Annotated in this window: 15 protein-coding genes; 3 read left to right on the top strand and 12 right to left on the bottom strand. The window is 37.1% G+C overall.

The window, feature by feature from the left end:
- Positions 1-117: 117 nt before the first annotated feature.
- Positions 118-1,635: a polysaccharide biosynthesis C-terminal domain-containing protein gene (locus B3P17_RS10185; protein ID WP_252638090.1), complete on the bottom strand. Its 1,518-nt coding sequence runs from the start codon at positions 1,633-1,635 to the stop codon at positions 118-120.
- A gap of 224 nt (positions 1,636-1,859) precedes the next feature.
- Here B3P17_RS10185 and B3P17_RS10190 point away from each other — a divergent pair, with 224 nt between their 5' ends.
- Positions 1,860-3,668: an AMP-dependent synthetase/ligase gene (locus tag B3P17_RS10190; RefSeq protein WP_252638091.1), complete on the top strand. Its 1,809-nt coding sequence runs from the start codon at positions 1,860-1,862 to the stop codon at positions 3,666-3,668.
- 50 nt (positions 3,669-3,718) lie between these two features.
- Positions 3,719-4,849, top strand: a complete 1,131-nt coding sequence (gene hemW, locus B3P17_RS10195; RefSeq protein WP_252638092.1) for a radical SAM family heme chaperone HemW — start codon at positions 3,719-3,721, stop codon at positions 4,847-4,849.
- Between the two features lie 47 nt (positions 4,850-4,896).
- On the opposite strand, the gene B3P17_RS10200 is transcribed toward hemW, so the two are convergent.
- The 6 genes from B3P17_RS10200 to B3P17_RS10220 form a co-directional block, all read right to left on the bottom strand.
- Positions 4,897-6,264, bottom strand: coding sequence for a DUF58 domain-containing protein (locus B3P17_RS10200; protein WP_252638093.1), 1,368 nt, complete (start codon positions 6,262-6,264; stop codon positions 4,897-4,899).
- The gene (locus B3P17_RS10205; RefSeq protein ID WP_252638094.1) at positions 6,228-7,202 is read right to left on the bottom strand and encodes an AAA family ATPase; all 975 of its coding nucleotides are present in this window, start codon (positions 7,200-7,202) and stop codon (positions 6,228-6,230) included. The genes B3P17_RS10200 and B3P17_RS10205 overlap by 37 nt, the downstream gene beginning before the upstream one ends.
- A gap of 11 nt (positions 7,203-7,213) precedes the next feature.
- Positions 7,214-8,104 (bottom strand): DUF4350 domain-containing protein, encoded by an 891-nt coding sequence (locus B3P17_RS15825; RefSeq protein ID WP_422653394.1) that lies wholly within the window; start codon positions 8,102-8,104, stop codon positions 7,214-7,216.
- A gap of 467 nt (positions 8,105-8,571) precedes the next feature.
- Positions 8,572-9,255, bottom strand: coding sequence for a hypothetical protein (locus B3P17_RS10210; RefSeq protein WP_252638098.1), 684 nt, complete (start codon positions 9,253-9,255; stop codon positions 8,572-8,574).
- Positions 9,256-9,345: 90 nt separating this feature from the next.
- On the bottom strand, positions 9,346-10,227 hold the full coding sequence (locus B3P17_RS10215) for a hypothetical protein (protein WP_252638099.1): 882 nt from the start codon (positions 10,225-10,227) through the stop codon (positions 9,346-9,348).
- A complete protein-coding gene (locus tag B3P17_RS10220; protein ID WP_291105365.1) occupies positions 10,187-11,176 on the bottom strand; it encodes a stage II sporulation protein M in 990 nt (329 codons plus the stop codon). The genes B3P17_RS10215 and B3P17_RS10220 overlap by 41 nt, the downstream gene beginning before the upstream one ends.
- Positions 11,177-11,306: 130 nt before the next feature.
- Here B3P17_RS10220 and B3P17_RS10225 point away from each other — a divergent pair, with 130 nt between their 5' ends.
- The gene (locus B3P17_RS10225; protein ID WP_252638101.1) at positions 11,307-12,056 is read left to right on the top strand and encodes an RDD family protein; all 750 of its coding nucleotides are present in this window, start codon (positions 11,307-11,309) and stop codon (positions 12,054-12,056) included.
- 7 nt (positions 12,057-12,063) lie between these two features.
- Here the strand turns inward: B3P17_RS10225 and B3P17_RS10230 are convergent, their stop codons facing one another.
- The 5 genes from B3P17_RS10230 to B3P17_RS10250 all read right to left on the bottom strand — a co-directional run bounded on the left by B3P17_RS10230 (position 12,064) and on the right by B3P17_RS10250 (position 18,466).
- A complete protein-coding gene (locus B3P17_RS10230) occupies positions 12,064-13,167 on the bottom strand; it encodes a TIGR04133 family radical SAM/SPASM protein (protein ID WP_252638102.1) in 1,104 nt (367 codons plus the stop codon).
- A complete protein-coding gene (locus B3P17_RS10235; RefSeq protein ID WP_252638104.1) occupies positions 13,167-13,640 on the bottom strand; it encodes a radical SAM-associated putative lipoprotein in 474 nt (157 codons plus the stop codon). The genes B3P17_RS10230 and B3P17_RS10235 overlap by 1 nt, the downstream gene beginning before the upstream one ends.
- A 79-nt stretch (positions 13,641-13,719) precedes the next feature.
- The gene (locus tag B3P17_RS10240) at positions 13,720-15,144 is read right to left on the bottom strand and encodes a glycoside hydrolase family 57 protein (protein WP_252638105.1); all 1,425 of its coding nucleotides are present in this window, start codon (positions 15,142-15,144) and stop codon (positions 13,720-13,722) included.
- A gap of 18 nt (positions 15,145-15,162) precedes the next feature.
- Complete coding sequence (locus B3P17_RS10245; protein ID WP_252638106.1) at positions 15,163-16,419, bottom strand: glycosyltransferase; 1,257 nt, start codon at positions 16,417-16,419, stop codon at positions 15,163-15,165.
- A 73-nt stretch (positions 16,420-16,492) separates the two neighbouring features.
- Positions 16,493-18,466, bottom strand: coding sequence for a glycogen debranching enzyme N-terminal domain-containing protein (locus tag B3P17_RS10250; RefSeq protein WP_291105369.1), 1,974 nt, complete (start codon positions 18,464-18,466; stop codon positions 16,493-16,495).
- Between the last annotated feature and the right edge of the window lie 282 nt (positions 18,467-18,748).

Raw genomic sequence — 18,748 nt, forward strand, 5'->3', positions numbered from 1 at the left:
GTAACAGCTTTTACCCACTTTTTTAAAGTGTAACCTTTTATTCTTCACACAGCATACATCCCATTTATATACAGATAATTATATTTAACTTTCACAACACGATGAAATAAGAAAGTGTCACTTATTTCTTTTATTGTTGCTAATATATTTACTGATGACAGGAATCTCTTTTAATGGCAAATCTTTCTTTATTATAACCGCCGTAAATATAACAAGGAATACCGTACGATATGCCAGTCGTAAGATTTCGTTATCTATCTGTGGATACATGGCCGCAATGTAAAATACGACAGCCAAAGCAAAGTATAAGAAAATGCGCTTTAGGTCGTATCTTATCGGATAATATTTTTGTCCTATAAAATAAGATATACTCATAATAATCAGATTACAAATCAGCGTAGCCCATGCACTGGCAATATAGCCATAAACAGGGACAAAGATGATATTGATCGCAACCTGAAGGATACATCCGAATACAGAAAAATAGGCTCCGTATTTTGTCTTATCGGTTAGCTTATACCATACCGAAAGATTGAAGTACATCCCAAAAAATATTTCACCCATCATGGCAATAGGAACAATGACTGTACCTACTGTATAGTTTTTGCTGACTATATACTTCAATATATCAAGATAAAACATCACAGCCAGAAAAACGAGTAAAGCAAATATTACAAAATACTTCATAGCATCGGCATACGGTTTTGTACTGCTGTTCTCCCTATCCTTGCTAAAGAAGAAGGGCTCGTAAGCATACCGGAATGCCTGTGTAAACATTGTTATAATAACCGTTATCTTAAGGCAAGCATTGTATATACCTAATTGGCTGAAAGCTTCATCGGGATTATCGAACAGAAAAGGATAAGTTAATTGCGCTACAGTCTGATTTATAACTCCTGCCAGCCCCAATATTAAGAGAGGGAATGAGTATATCAGCATACGTCTGATCAGAGCATTATCAAATTGGAGCTTCACATTCTTCATTGTTGTCGGTATCAATAGTATCAATACCACCAAGCTAGACAGCAAGTTTGCCAAAAAGATGTATCCGATACCGATCTCGGGATGAAAGAACTTATTAATAGCCAGGTCCGGATAGTTTTTGTATAGCCAAGGACATACGACCAAAAACAGAAGATTGAAGAATATATTAAACCCTATAAACGTAAGCTTCAATGTAGCAAACCGAATCGGTCTTTTCTGATAACGCAAATAAGCAAAAGGGATTGTCATAAAAGCGTCCAGTGCCACTACAATAGCCATCATCCAGATATGTTCCTTGTGATCGGTATATTCCATCCATGACGAAATAGGATTGATGAAGGAAAAACAGAATAAAATAAACAGCAGAGATGTTGTAGCTAATGAGATTAAAGATGTAGCATATACTTTATCAGGATTCTCTTCTTTCTTGTTCATAAAGCGGAAAAATCCCGTTTCCATGCCGTAAGTCAGCAAAACCATGAATAACGCCGTGTAGCCGTATATATAGCTTACCTTGCCATACTCGATAGTATCAGTAAAAATATATGTGTGTAAAGGAACAAGTAACCAATTAAATATGCGGCCAACAATACTACTCAATCCATAGATTGCAGTATCTTTTGCTAAGCTCTTCATTCCACTCCCTGCCATATAGATATATTTAGTTGGCTACAAAAGTAGTAAAAATAAATCATGAGTTGTATTTTATACCCTGCTAGTTAATTCCATATTTTTACTCGTCAAGACACATTACCTAATCCCCTGATAGTAGCTACAATAGATGCCTAAGCAACTATAAAAAGTGAAATTAAATAATCATTTTTTAATATTATAAATTACCTTTGTGATAATAATAAATAAAAAAGGAAGTCCAAATGAATTATTATCATCTGTCTATATTGGTACATCGTCAGGCTATCAGGTATGGTAAGAGAACAGCTCTGAAATATAGAAACCCGTATGAAAAAAAATGGAAGAATATTTCATGGAATAAGTTTTCGGACAATGTAATGAAAACAGCCTGGGCAATGGCTGAAATGGGTGTAGAAGAAGGCTCTAGGATCGCTGTGTATTCTCAGAACATGCCACAATATCTTTTTGCGGATTTCGGTACTTTTGCCAATCGTTGCATTTCGGTACCTATCTATGCAACATCATCACCGTCGCAAGTAGAATATATCGTAAAGGATGCCAGTATACAGTTACTGTTCGCCGGAGAGCAGTTCCAATATAATAATGCATTTAAAGTGCAACAAAATTCGCCTGCTTTAAAGAAAATTGTTGTATTCGATAATAATGTGAAATTTCATCCCGATGATAAGACTTCTGTCTATTTTGATGATTTTATCGCTACCGGTGAAAATTCGCACACAGAAGTTATCGTGCGAGTACGCCTTAAATCGAGAAGAGAAGATGATATAGCTTGTATTATATATACTTCAGGTACAACCGGCGAACCGAAAGGAGTAGTATTACCACATTCGTGTTTCTCTCAGGTTTTCCGTATTCACGACATGCGTCTGCCTATGACTTCGAATAAAGACCTGTCTATGAATTTCCTTCCTTTGGCGCATATATTTGAACGGGCGTGGACATATTACGCTATCCATAAGGGTATGACCATTGCTATCAATCAAGATGCAAAGGAAATACAAAAATCAATAAAGCAAGTTCATCCGACTATCATGTGTAGTGTTCCCCGATTCTGGGAAAAAGTATATGCAGGCGTTCACGAAAAAATATCCAGTTCCAAAGGTCTGATGAAATGGCTATATACCGATGCCATCAAGACAGGGAAAAGATATAATTTGGACTTTAAAAATAAAAATCTACGAGCCCCGCTTGGTACTCGTATTAAATTTGCTCTATATAACAATACTATATTTTTCGTTCTTAAGCTGGTTATCGGTATCGAGAAGGGAAACATATTCCCTTGTGCAGGAGCTCCATTATCTGATTCAATCATTGAGTTTTTACAGTCGGTAAATATTCCAATAATTGTGGGTTATGGTCTTACTGAAACAACTGCAACTGTAAGCTTCTATCCTAACAAAGAATTTGTTATTGGGTCTATTGGCAGCGTAATGCCGGAAGTTGAGGTTAGGATTGATGAGACAAACAACGAGATTCTTGTGAAAGGAAAAACCGTGATGCGAGAATACTACAACAAACCAGAAGAAACAACTAAAGTTTTCACCGAAGACGGCTTCTTCCGGACGGGAGATGCAGGAAAATTGGAAAACGGAGTATTGTACATTACCGAACGTATCAAAGACCTGTTTAAGACAGCTAACGGAAAATATATCGCACCTCAGGCTATAGAGACACGCGTAGCCGAAGACAAGTTTATCGATATGATTGCAGTTATAGCCGACGAGCGTAAATTTGTGAGTGCTCTTATTGTTCCCGATTATAAAGCACTGGAAGAGTATGCAAATGAGCACCAAATAAAATATGACAAAGTAGAGGACTTGTTTTCTAATGTAGACATTCTCCGTATGCTCGACGGACGCATAGAACTCTTGCAAGCTCATTTTGCGCCATACGAAAAGATAAAAAAATACAGGTTGCTGGCCGAGCCATTTACGATGGAAGGTGGTGAATTAACCAATACACTCAAAATAAAGCGTAAATTTGTAGCAGAAAAATACAAAGATATTATCGACAAAATGTATAAAGAATAGAATGTTTAGCAACAACTAACTAATTCTTTCTAATAGCTTAAAATTACGCAATGGCCGGAATTTATATTCATGTTCCTTTTTGTAAGACAAGGTGCATATATTGTGACTTCTACACACGCACAGATATGTCTCCGAAGTATGACTATGTTTCGGCTCTTTGTGAAGAGATAAAGCTACGTAAAAACTACATTGGAGAGGAAGATGTAAAGACAGTATATTTTGGAGGAGGTACTCCATCTCAGTTATCTGAGAGTGACTTCCTCCGTATATTTGAAACTTTACACCATGAATTTCGGATAGCACCCGATGCTGAGATAACAATGGAAGCTAATCCCGATGATCTCTCACCTCAGTATTTAGCAACCCTTAAAGAAAAATTACCATTCAATCGCCTGAGCATTGGAATTCAAAGTTTTGACGATGAAGAGCTCAAATTCCTGAAGCGCAGGCATTCTGCCGATAAAGCAAAAGAAGCTGTCAGAATGTGCCAATCGTTAGGCTATGATAATATCAGTATAGACCTCATGTATGGTTTGCCGAACCAGACAATGCAGATTTGGGAAAGAAACCTCGAAGAAGCAATTGCTCTCGATGTACAGCATATTTCATCTTATCATTTGATCTATGAACAGGGCACAAGGCTCTATCGCTTATTCAAAATGGGAGACGTAAATCCTGTTGATGAAGACCTGAGTGTAGACATGTTTTCACGAATGATAGAGCAACTTACCGCTGCAGGATTTGATCATTATGAGATCTCTAATTTTGCTCGTCGCGGATTATACTCAAAACATAACAGCTCGTATTGGCTTGGAAAAAAGTACCTGGGACTAGGTCCTGCTGCCCACTCTTACGATGGACAAAACCGCTCGTGGAACGTTGCCTCTATATCAAAGTATATAGAAGGGATAAGGGCTGAAAATCCAAATCTTGAAATTGAGGCATTAGATGAAAACACAAGATACAACGATTTTATTTTAACAGGTATGCGTACCAAATGGGGAGTAAATCTGTCTGAACTGGAATCCCTTTTTGGCACTAAAATGAAAGCATTCTGCTTGAAAAACGCACGAAAATATCTCGATCAAGGGTTCTTAACCGAAAAGGATAATATCTTAAAATTAACCCGACAAGGAATCTTTATATCCGATGGTATAATGAGCGACCTGATGTGGGTATAATTTAGAGTTTCTAGAAAGGTTTTATCTGGCACTAATATTGAAGAAGATTAAATTAATCCTCTTGATTTGAATTCAAGATATTTATTTATAGAATCGATAGTAAGGTTTTCAGGCTTTGAGAGAATCGTATGAATTCCATATCTATTGAGTTCTTTTACGATCAGGTATTTATCATTCCATAGCTTTTCGGCCATCCCTTTTCTGAATATATCTTCCAATCCTGCAGGAGAAGACTCCAGCACCTCGTTAAATTCTGAATTCAAGAAAAATGCAACCAACACCAAATGATCTTTGGCCATGTGAGTGAGATATTTCAACTGGCGGCGCATTCCATTTATAGTCTCAAAGTTTGTAAACAAAACAATCAGACTGCGTTGCGACAATTTACGACGAACAGTAGCATACAATCGTTCATAATCAGACTCCTTAAAATCTGTTTTCTGCGCATATAACGTTTCCAAAATCTTTACTCGCTGACGGCGTTGCCTATCTGCCGGTAGTATTTCATCCACATTCTTAGAGAAGGTTATGAGTCCGGCTTTATCACCTTTATTCAGAGCTGTGGTACTTACCATCAATGTAGTATTGATTGCATAATCCAACAGTGTCAACCCGTTGAATGGCATTTTCATAGTACGCCCTTTGTCGATCAAGCAATATACAGGTTGTGATTTCTCTTCCTGATAGGTATTTACCATCAGCTGGCTCATACGTGCCGTTGCCTTGTAGTTGATTGTACGAGGATCGTCACCCAATACATAATGTTTAATATGATCAAATTCAGTAGCATGCCCGATGCGTCGTATTTTCTTAATACCATAGTCTGTAAGACGATGCGATGCCGCCAATAATTCATACTTGTGCATTTCGAGGAAAGACGGATATACGGCAACATCCTTATTCTCGTCGAATATATAACGTCGTGTAACAAGCCCCAAGAGTCCCGCCACATAAACGTTTATTGCTCCAAATTGATACACTCCTCTTTCGGTGGGACGAAGATCGTAGTACAAAACTTCCGATTTGCGTACACCTATCGAAGTACTAAAGGTCAGATCTCTTTTTTGAAACTGAAAAGGCACCTCTTCAATGATTTTGATCGCAACCCTGAATGGATATTTATTGGATACCGAAAGTGATATTGTGTTTACATCACCGTTCGATAACCGTTCGGGACAATTACGAAAAGCTTGTATACCTCTTGTCTGCCGATAAAGAGTAAAGGTATCCAACAATAAGAATACAGCCAACACGCTCATCACCACAGTCATGATAAAAAGTGAGACCTCGAAAATATAAGATACGAAGTATCCCAACACACATAAAGCCAGCGTGAAGAAAAAACGGTTTGAGAGATAGAAACTCTTAAAGAACCATTTTATCGGGGAACTTCCACTTTGTCTATCAGTTGACATATAATTGTATCGGTAGATGTACCGTCCATTTCTTTTTCGGGTGTTAATAAAATTCTGTGTCTAAGTACAGGCACAGCAACTTCCTTGATATCGTCAGGCGTTATAAAATCACGTCCTCGTATGGCTGCCATTGCTTTAGAGGCATTCAGTATTGCAAGCGATGCACGAGGCGAAGCCCCAAGGGTTATCCATGGGCTCTGACGTGTAGCAGATACAATCTGAGCGATATATTCTAATAGCTGATGTTCAACCAGCACTTTATCTACCGCTGAGCGCAAAGAGTTTAATTTCTCAGCCGTCAGAACCGGACGAATACCTATCTCAGGAGATAATTCACCTCGGTTTTGCCTGTCCAAGATATTTATCTCATCTACAATATTCGGATAATCGACTACGATTTTGAATAAGAAACGATCTAATTGAGCCTCGGGCAAACGATATGTCCCCTCCTGCTCTATCGGGTTTTGAGTAGCCATTACAAGAAATGGATAGCTCATTTTATATGTTGTTCCATCATTTGTAACCTGACGTTCTTCCATCACCTCAAAAAGCGCAGCCTGAGTCTTTGCAGGAGATCGGTTTATTTCATCAATCAGCACAATATTCGAAAAAATAGGCCCTTTCTTAAATTCAAATTTGGCAGACCCCGGAAGAAAAATACTTGTACCCAAGACGTCCGAAGGCATAAGATCGGGCGTAAACTGTATACGACTGAAAGCAACATCGATAGTCTTTGCCAGAAGTTTTGCTGATAAAGTTTTAGCAACACCGGGAACCCCTTCTACCAATACATGACCATTTGCCAAGATAGCAATTATCATCTGCTCTATCAGTTGATGCTGTCCAACAACAACACGCCCAATTTCATTTTTTATCTCCTGAACACTTTGGCTCAATTCGGAAAAATCTATCCTTGACTGAAATTCTAAATCCGACATATATTTTTATTTTATTTGTTTTTTACCTTTCTATAAAATTCTTCCAACAGACTATTATATTGCAAGAATATATCGTTTGACACATGAGGCAATATAATTATATCGTTATATAAATTAAATAGATTACTCAATTTATCTCTTTCAACTCCTGATTTGGCACTCAGTACATCCAAAAAGTCGTCATTAATTTTCTCTGTCGACATATAGTAATTCTTCCTTATATAGTCAAGGAAGTACGCATGTCGCTTTTCGGCAATGGTTTTAAAATCTTTTTTGCGATAATATAAATTACTGATTGTACCTAGAAACTCTAATGAAGAGTTTATATGTGGTTTGATGACAGGAATAATCCGTTGAGTACGTTTCGCCCTGAAGATCACAAAGAGCAACAAACCGCCGAGTATAAGATATAATGCAATACGTAACAGAGGATTGGACAACATCGCCTTGAATATACTACTATTCGCATCAGTACCACCTTGCTTTTGATATTCGTCCCAAATAATTTTACTATTCTGTGGCAAAAAAGATAAGCATCTGAAAGCAAAATCATATTTGTTTAGTTGCAGTAGATTAACATTGGCAAAAGCTGATGGGATTGTATGCAAATAGAAATGCCCTTTTCCATATTGTACTTCTAAGAACACTGTATCTTTTTTGTTATTAAAGGCCAATGGACGTGACATCAATTTGCAACTATCTGTGTTAAGCCTTGTTTCACCGGTTATACCTGCAAAATTATATTTCTGATGCGGAGAATCTATTAAATAATAAGCTGTATCTGCTTCAAAATATCTATGCTTTGTCTTTATACCTAAAGTATCCATCAGGCTCGAAGAAAAGCTTTCTGCCGAGATGAACACATTATTCCCCAACCCAACAAAATCGACTAAATATTGCATATCTACTTTATCCAGCGTAAACTTGGTATTGATAAATATATATGCTGTAGTATCTATTTCCGCATCAATACTTTTNNTCCTCAAGCCCTTGCTCAAGTACTGTATCTACTACAAGGTCGGTATTTACTTGAGTTGTATCAGACTCTTCAGTATAGTCATATTCATCATCAGAATCTTCATAATAACCTGAACCATACGAATCATAAGATTTGTCATAGGAAAAGTATTCTTCCATACTCTCTTTCAGGTTATTATATATTGGTGTGCGTGTAGATCGTATATTCTTTTTGTGAAAGATATCTCCAAGTAGCTCGTATGCAATATATGTTCCATATGGAGATGTCTTGGTATTTATAAATGTAGGTCTCCAATCTACCGGCTTAGGAGCTTTGGTTCGGGCATACGACAAACCAANNTTGAAACCAATCAATAAAAGGATAATCACCCCAATCAGAATTATTAGTTTCTTATCTTTCATGGTTTATCATTTTATTTAGGTCGCCCATACGGGAATCTACTTCAGTGAATTTACTCTCATCCAACTCGAATTCACCATACCACACATAATCAAAGATTAGTGTAGTTTCAAGAAATTTAGAGCGCAACAAGGGATTCTGCATCTCGTACTGATAGCTGTAGTTGGTCTTATGACTACTCCATTCTATAATGTCCTTATCAGACATTTGTTTCAGATTTTTCAGATATAAAAAACGGACAGCCAGACGATAATCTTTGTTTCTTAATGCATTAGATATTAATGCATCAAAATTCATTTCATGTACATTTTCTGTATAGATATCGATATCCGACTTATCTAGTTCTTTCTTACCCAATAAAGTTCTGTAATCTACTCCAATAAGTTTTAAGACAATCAAACATATTACAACTACTATGATGAGTAGCACTACAATGCTCAGTATTCCTGATTTAGCGACCGCACCAAATAAATTATTGATAAAGTTATTGATTGCCAGTAAAAATCTATCCCACCACGATAGCCCTCTTTCTTCTTTTTTATACTGAAATCGCGCATCTTTTCTATATTCCTCTATTTTGCTTTTATCGGGTATACGTATGCTTACTTTTTCTTGAATGTGTAAGGGCTTTGTTGTTGCAATAGAATCTGACTGACCAAAAAGATCTATGCACATACAAACCAAGAGCATTAATAAAATGCTCTTGAATATGTATATATTTTTATTTGTATTTACCACCCTAAGGGATATGTTGAAATATTAGTATTAATATTGAATCGGTTGGTCTTCTTCTTTATTTACACCGATCATATCTATTTCGTCTGTAACTCCAATACCATCCAATTGGCTTCTATAACTGAAGTACATAACACCCAATACTATTATTAGTATAGGGCTCAACAACATGCGAGCTGTGTAACTCAAAGAGTATGTAAGGTATATATATATTTCGCTGGTAAGAAAATCTATTCCTAATAGATTACCGATCATCGTGCCATATACCGGAAGTGTAAACACAAAACCAATAACACTGGCTATAATAGAAAAAATGGTTATTAATGCCGAAGATATCCACCAATGATGGCGGACAAGATCAATACTCCGCTGAAAAGTTTCTACCAGACCCTTTTTCTCTACTATATATGTATAGAAATATAGTGAAAGGTATACCGAAATAATCAGCCCAGGAATCAAACACAATATCCAACCTGCAGAAATCAGAATCCCATAGATGATAGAATAACCGAACAAAGGAAGTGCTACTTGCTTTACTTTTGTCCACACATCCTTACTATCTACCGTGCCATCTTTCGATTCGGCATATAATGCCATATAGCACACAGGATAAAGTGACATTAAATATCCTGCTACCATCATAATAAATATACCAAGAAAAAATCGCCAATCAAATAGTGATCGAAAAATTGCAAATGGATCGTCTTCATATTCGCCAATAGATGTCATACCCATATTGGAAAAAGACAGTAAATTCATAAGAAAATATGTAGCAATAAGTGTAATAGGTATAAATACCAATATACCCTTTAAGATTGCTCCATAATTTTGCTTAATGAATGCAATTGAAGTATCAAAAATACCGCTAAAGTCACGGCTTTGATATAACTTGATCTTTTGTTGTTGTTTCATTTGTTTTTTTATTGATGTAATAAGGATAATAGATAAAATACCATATAATAAATAAGGCCGACAAGCCTATTATTGTCAGATTAAAGTAAACCGGCATTTCGGTCAAACGAGTCAGATAGCTCTCGATAAAAGCCGCTACAATAAAAACGGGAATCAGTGCAACAACTATTTTCACAGCATCTTTTGCTCCTCTCTGTAATGACACTATGCGTTTGTATGTACCGGGAAATAAAATACTATTGCCCAATATAAGCCCTGCACCTCCGGCTATTACGATTGCTGATATTTCTAATGTCCCATGCCACCAAATGGATATAGCCGAAGTAAACAACAAACCTTTCTTAAAGAAAAAGTATTGAAAAACACCCAGCATTACACCATTGGAGAATAAGATATAAACTGTACCCATAGAAAATAAAATGCCACCGACGAATGCATAAAATGCAACTCCAATATTATTTGTTGCGATGCCGAAAAACATAGGCGCCTCATCCGAGCTTTTATATATAGCCATCGGATCACCGCTCTCTATATTCTCGAGAGTTTGATTTACATATCCGGGACTTAATATCTGACTAGCGAAGGCTGATTCTTGTTCTAAAGAAAATATCCCAAGCAAAACACCTGCAAACATCGTCAAAAAAGAATAAAGCATGTGTCTGCGATATTTGTACATGATAAGAGGAATTTCTTCTTTCCAGAAACGAAAAAAGCGTCCTTTCTCTTTTTTCTTATACTGGTATATATTGATAAAATAGCGCCCTGTAAGTTGATTTAGATATTTTACTGTTTGCGACCGCGGGTAAAACGTACGCGCATAAGATAAATCATCCGTGAGTTCAATGAAATTATCCGCTAATATTTCAGCCGGAATATCTTTTTCCTTGGTCTGGATATCTATTTCTTGCCACTTATCTCTATTTTGCTTGACAAATGCGGCCTCTCTCATCAAAAACTACAAGTTTGCATTTATAATATATTGTTTCAGCACAAATATAGCTCTTTGGTTAAAAAGAATGAAAAATTTGTACTATATAATCATACAAAAAACATAAATTTGTTCTTTATTTTTAGTGTTTATGATAATAGAAGTACAAACAACCCAAAACGTAACAATAGACTACGAAACAGCCGGTGTCGGATACAGACTTTTAGCTTATATTCTCGACTGGGTTGTAATTTTAATTTGGTATTTAGGTTGGATTGGAATTATATCTCTTTTCTCCCAAGCCGGATTATGGAGTGCGTTTGATGGTAATACTGCCATGATATTTATAATTATAATAATGGCTTCCCCTGTACTTTTCTATGACCTCTTATTCGAAACATTAAATAAAGGACAAAGCATTGGCAAAATGATCGTAAAAATACGAGTTGTGAATGTCGATGGTACTGTTCCATCCGGAAGTTCTTATCTCTTAAGATGGTTATTCCGCTTAGTTGATTTTACGTTTACAGAGGGTTTTCTGGCTATCATAATGATTGCAGTTACAAAAAAGTCGCAGCGGTTGGGTGATTATTTGGCAGGAACAACAGTCATAGACCTCAGATTGAACGCACGAAACAAAGAGTTAAAGCTTTCTGATCTTGATTTTCATGAAGACTATAAAGTTACCTATAAAGATGTGCTTGACAAGTTATCCGACAGAGACATTCAAACGATTACTTCTATCATAGATGACCAACGCATGCAATACAACGAATACTTTAACCAACGTTTGGCTGACAGAATAAAATCGATTACAGGCTATGAATATGATGGTCCTGACAGAATTTTTCTTCGAAAAGTAGTCACCGACTACAATTATTTAGCGGTACAAGAAGTATAAATAATTATCAGGTAATATTAAGTTCAAGAGTCTCTCCTTCTTTTATACGCTTTAGGTGACAAAACAACAATTCACCGTTTTCATCTCGTAAGTGCATACCGTTTCCTTCGCAATAACGAAAGTATTTGCAGTCTTTACATTCACCTTGCTTCATCCATCTACGATCTCGAAAGGGCTGATAGCGATTCGACCATATTTCCCAAAAGCTATCTTTATATATATTTCCCTGCGTAAAATTTGATCGCAGATTAGGACACGCCGAGATAGAACCATCAACAAGTACCGATGCAATATTGATACCGGCATGACAAAAATAGAAATGATCTCGGATCTCTGTTTCATAATTGCCAACAAAACCTTCGCAACCATAACTGAGGTTTATAAGACCTTCCTTACGAGTGTGTTTTATAAATTCAAATAATTGCTTAAACTGAATCGGGGATAATTGTAGCTCCTTATGATCGGCAGCTCTTCCGATAGGGAACACAGTAAAAATACGCCATGATTTAACACCGGTATCGATGAGTAGCTTTTTCAAATCATTGAGTTGAGAGAATGTATCTGCCGTAACACAAGTAACAACATCGAATACAATATCTTTAGTCTGCGCCAGCATCGAAATAGCATTAAATGCCATACGAAAGCTATTCTTATTTCCACGCATTATATTATGTCTCTCCTCAAGTCCATCGAGGCTTATTGTCACCGATCGCAAACCGGCATCAAGAAGGCTTTTCAATCTTTGTTCCGATAAAAACAACCCGTTTGACACCATCCCCCACGGATATTCCCTTTTGTACAACTCCCGTCCGCAAGCCTCAAGGTCGTTACGCATCAATGGCTCGCCACCTGTTATAACAATCATTGTATCATGAGGATTAACATGAGGGGTAACTTCATCTACCACTCGCAGAAAATCTTCCAAGGGCATATCCTTTTGCCTCATATCTTTGTGACAATCGCTGCCACAATGCTTGCATGCCAAATTGCATCTCAAGGTACATTCCCAAATGAGATAGTTTAATTTATGTAGAGATGTCTGATTCTTTTTATGCTGACGAAACAGCTCTAAACCTAAACGCTTTCGGAAGGGAATGTCGTCTACACTCATTATTTTTCAGGATTAGATGAGTTAAGCTTTACAGTACCCAAATCCTTTGTCGTTTCACCGACATACCAACCACCACTACCATTGGTAAAGCTCGGATTATCAAACCTCACAGTATCTATCACTGTTTCCAATAATCCGTTTTTCTCCCCATCGATATCTTCGTATTTTATAACAAACTTCTGACTAGTTGGAAAGTCTTGAATCGATACATTAAATAATCCTTTCACATCGGTTTTTACACTATCTACATAGCGTACTTTACCTGTATCATAACCATTTTTAATTACCCCTAGTGCAACTTTAAGCCCCGAAACTTCTTTATCACCATTTTCCACCTTGCCTTTCACAATAAATTTAGCAGATGGAGTTCCATACTCAACTTTAGGATCAACGGTTGAGCATGAATGATAACCTAGAAAAATGAGAACAAAAGATAAAACCTTTGAATACGCAGAAAGAAGCCTAATTTTCATAATATATCTGTTTTATAAGTATAGATTTAGTTGTCTATATATTACGATGCATATAATGCACAGAAAGTTGCATGAATAATTATTTCTTTGCAGATGGCTTAGCTTTTCCCCGAGCACTTACCTTCGGCTTTGCTACAGGTTTCGGACTCTCAAGTTTAGTTTCAGTTGCTACACTTTTAGGCTTCTCTGTTGCCTTGGGCTTTGCCATTGTAGGTTTTGTTTTAGGCTTTAACAGAATTTCGAGCTTTTCAATTTTGTCTTCCAGCTCTTCTATTTCATTTGCCTGATTGTGAATGGTAGTGAGCAATGCATTAAGCTCCTCATTATCAATAGAGCTAGGAAATTCGGCTTCTACCCTTTCCTTGAAGTCGCTCAATACATTCATATAAGTATTAAATGCTTCGTATGGAGATGAATATGGGCTAAATGGCAACGCATTTTTTGTTCCCATATAATAAAAATGATCACTCGATTGCAAATATATCCAGTCTTGTAATATCCGTCTCGATTGACTCAGGCGAACACGTTCCGCTATTTCATACAACTTATTGAATGCTTCTTCTTGCAATGTATTACCCAACCATGCCGAAACATCTTTTTCTTCACCTACCCATGATATAGGATGCATAGACGAAATAGAATCTACAGGCTTCATCGTCTTAAATATTTCTGATGGGGTAGCAAATCCGATGTTATTCTCAGCAGCAAAACGAGGCAATACTCTCATAAATTCGAATATACCGGAGCTTTTCTTTTGGAAATTACCTAATGCTTCATAATTCATAAACAGATTGATAACCTGTTCCTCTTTTGGCGTATTAGCCACCCAGGAAATAAATTTATCGGCAGTAAGCGGATACTCATTCCAGCTATAGTTCGAAAAACGAGTTGCAATATCGTCACTGAATTTTGAATTACGTAGCAGCAACTTCAATTTTGGCTCTTCTGCTGCTTGATAAAGATAATTAGGACTTTTCCATCCGAGTGTTCGCTTAGCACCCTCGGTTAATATTCCTGTATAGCCCATTTCATAGACTAAGTGTCCAATTTCGTCAGAGTATATCAATTCTGTGTTGCGAAATACCTTTGGACGTTGCCCAAACAGGCTTTCTATCTTATTGCTATGCTCATTTACTTGCTTCTTGAACTCTTCAGGATCTACCAAAGAAGCCAAAGAATGTCCTTGTGTTTCAGTCAAAAACTCAACACAGCCTGTATCTGCCAACTCTTTGAACCCGTCAATAACCTCAGGAGCATATATTTCCATCTGATCTAAAGCCACGCCCGAAATAGAGAATGCAACCTTAAATTTGCCTTCGTATTCTTTTATCATCTCAAGCATCAACCTGTTGGCAGGTATAAAAGAAACCTCAGCCACCTGTTGCATAAAATCCTCATTGGCAAAGTCATCATAATAGTAATGATCGCCGCCAATGTTGAAAAATCTATAGCGTTTTAGCCTGTGAGGCTGATGTATTTGGAAATAGAAACATATATTTTTCATAATGTATTTTGTTTTTTATTATCGACATAGACTGTTATAAATATCCCTTACCTTTTGTCCGGCATATTCCCATTTTATATTATCCACCTCTTCTTTCCCTTCTCTGCTAAGGAATTCAGACATGGCATCGTATGTACAAATAGAATATATAGCATCAGCCATAGCCTCAACATCCCAATAGTCAATCTTCACTGCTTTATCTAAGATTTCGGCACAGCCGGATTGTTTAGATATGATAGTGGGAATACTACACTGCATAGCTTCTAGTGGAGAAATACCAAAAGGCTCCGAAACCGAAGGCATTACATATACATCGCTCCGTTTGAGCATTTCATATACCTGTTTTCCTTTTAGGAATCCTGTAAAATGAAATTTATCCGATATCCCTCTTTCGGCTGCAAGATAGATCATACGTTCCATCATATCGCCGCTACCGGCCATCACGAATCGTATATGCTTTGCCTTTTCAAGTACACGAGCCGCAGCTTCCACAAAGTACTCCGGCCCTTTTTGCATCGTGATACGCCCCAAGAAAGTTACAACTTTATCCTTACCTTTTTGAGGCTCTATCGCGACAATCTCGGCACTTAATGGTTCTACTGCATTGTGCACAGTAGTTACCTTTGCAGGGTCTTGATGATATTTTTCAATTACTGTTCGCCGGGTCAGTTCACTCACACAGATAATATGATCTGCGTAGTCCATCCCGTTTTTTTCCATTTGATAAACTTGCGGGTTTACCTTGCCTCGGCTACGGTCAAAATCTGTTGCATGCACATGTATAACCAAAGGTTTTCCCAAAACATTTTTGGCATGTATTCCTGCGGGATAAGTCAACCAATCATGTGAGTGTATTATATCATAATTATGAGTGCGTGCAATCACTCCGGCAACAATAGAATAATTATTTATCTCCTCCAGCAAATTGTCGGGATAACGTCCCGAGAACTCGATACAACCCAAATCATTTGTATGCAAATAATTAAAATCGCCATAAATATGATCACGTAGATTATAATACTCCTGAGGGTCCATATATTTGGACAGACGCTCGCTTACGTAGTCCCAGTATACCTCACGCCAGGCTACAGGGGTATTGCATGCTCCTATTATTTTCAGAAAACTCTGGTCTTCATCGCCCCAGGGTTTAGGTATAACAAATGTAATCTCCATATCAGGCTGCAAAGACATACCTTTTGTCAATCCATAACTGGCTGTTCCAAGCCCGCCTAATATGTGGGGAGGAAACTCCCATCCAAACATTAATGCTTTCATATATTTTAGTTCGAAACTATTCTGTTAATTTAACAATCTAAATCATATTGCATATAGAGGTATTCTTTATCATTCAATATTCATCTCCAAACATTTTCTGAACATTGAGAGCAGTTATTATTCCGGCAACATTTATGGCATAAGAAATCTGCCCATGTCCGAAATAAGGGATACTGCCATCATATACAGAAGATAAAGAACCTATGCCATCGTTAGACATTTCATCCTCAACACCAATCAAAAGACGGTCGAGAAAAGACAATCCACTCTGCTGAAATATTTTAAGGTAAGCTTCCTGATATGCCCGCAGCAGCCACGGCCATGCCGCACCATTAAAAGCACTGTAGAGGCGATCATATATTGAGCCTTCACATCTCGGACGAAAGCCAATGCTCTTCGGACTAAGGGAACGAATGCCTTTAGGTGTAAGTAATTCTTTAGTTACTATATCAATTATACTTTTACTTTGTCGCTTACCCAGCAGTGGGTAATCGACAGCTATAGCCAATAACATATTTGGTCTGACACTCCAATCGACGAAATTACCCACAACATAATCGTACAGATAGCCACCATCGTTAAGAAAGACTTCCAAAAATGATGTTTTGGTTATCTCAGCCAATAGAGCCATCTTTCTTTCCAGCTTCGGATTATCTTGATTGCGTGCTATTTCTTCATTAAACTTAAGTGCATTATACCAAAAAGCATTAACCTCAACCAAACACCCTGTACGAGGAGCCAAATAAAGTCCGTCCGAAATCTTATTATGCATCCAACTCGGATAACCAACTTTATTGTCTACAGTAAGTAACCCATTCGTTAATGGTTTCAAGTTAGGGTGATTGCCTTCTTGTATAAAGCTTACTATCTGGCTAACCAGACTAGCATATTTCAAATAAAAACGCTCAGAATCGCACATCTGAAACTTTTTAAGGGCACGTATCACCCATAAAAGTACATCTGCATCGCCTATATCCTTCAAAAATCCGGTAATAGGTTTCCCCTCCATAAATTGCAGAATTGTAGGAATAGCAGTATCAACAATCTCTTCAAAAGCATCTTTCTTGCCAACTCCTAGTGTAAGTCCTTCCAAAGCCATAAATTGCTCTCGGGTCTTAACCTCACCCCAAGGATAACCATTCAGTAAATATAGTTCATCTTTAGTAGGACGATAATAAAACTGATGTGCTGAATTTTTCAGACAGTTGTAGAATGAAGAACGAGGGGTACGCTCTTTTATACCCTTTTCAAACGAGAAAACCAGCTTATTCGTATCTACGTGAATATCACTTGCCGAGAATATAACTGACTCACCTTTCTGTATGGGTAATTCGAAGTATCCGGGCACATACAAATCTTCTTTGTATGGTAATCCGTGATTCATATCCTGCATATATTCTACACCTTTATACCAGTTGGGCTCAAAGACGAAATTTACAGGCTTATTAAACTGCATAAACAAATCGGGATAACCGGTATACATACACATACTGATGCCATTTTCAACTTCCTTATATCCAAGTTCTGCTATCGGATTCTCTTCCGTTAATTCGTTCACATCTCTAAATGCCAAGAAAGGCTTGAAGCGCATCGTTGTAGGCGAATGAGCATCTATCAGCGTATATCTGATAAAAATAGAATTATCCTCTAAAGAAAACATCTTCTCTTTAGATAAAATCACCCCCCCTACTCTATATATCGTTCGCGGCAACGAGTCGCAATCAAATTCTCGTATATATTTATGCCCCATCGGGCTATAATTATTTCCATCATATTTATGTATCCCCAGATTGAAATCCGCACCATGCTGTATTACAGTTTCATCTAAGGATGATAGCAATACATGATTTGTATCACCCAAACGGGGTACAGGAAGAACGAGTAGCGCGTGTTGCTTTCGTGTGTTACACTCTACTAATGTTGTACAGTGATATGCTCCCCTCCGGTTTGTTCTCAAAATCTCACGATAAAGCGAGTATTCGAGGTTAACCATCCGCGATTTATCAAATTTGAGGTAAGCATTGGTCTTTTTATAATTGTAATCCATAATGTTACTGATAGATTTTCGGTATTTAATATGTCAACAAACAAGCTATATAAATTCAAACTCGTTTATACAACAAGCTTTTTTGTTCTTAAAGATATGAAAAATGTAAACAAAAAGCGAAGCTTTAGGATATTTTATTAACATTCCCTTATATACACTAATATTCAAATGAATAGACGTCTCTCTATTTAGAATAATTATATATAATAAACGCTTCCTTCTAAAACACACAAATAATTATCAATAAATACTTTATACGCAAATATTAACAAAGAGTACTTT

The organism is Dysgonomonas sp. UBA7630 (assembly GCF_002483985.1).
GTDB lineage: Bacteria > Bacteroidota > Bacteroidia > Bacteroidales > Dysgonomonadaceae > Dysgonomonas.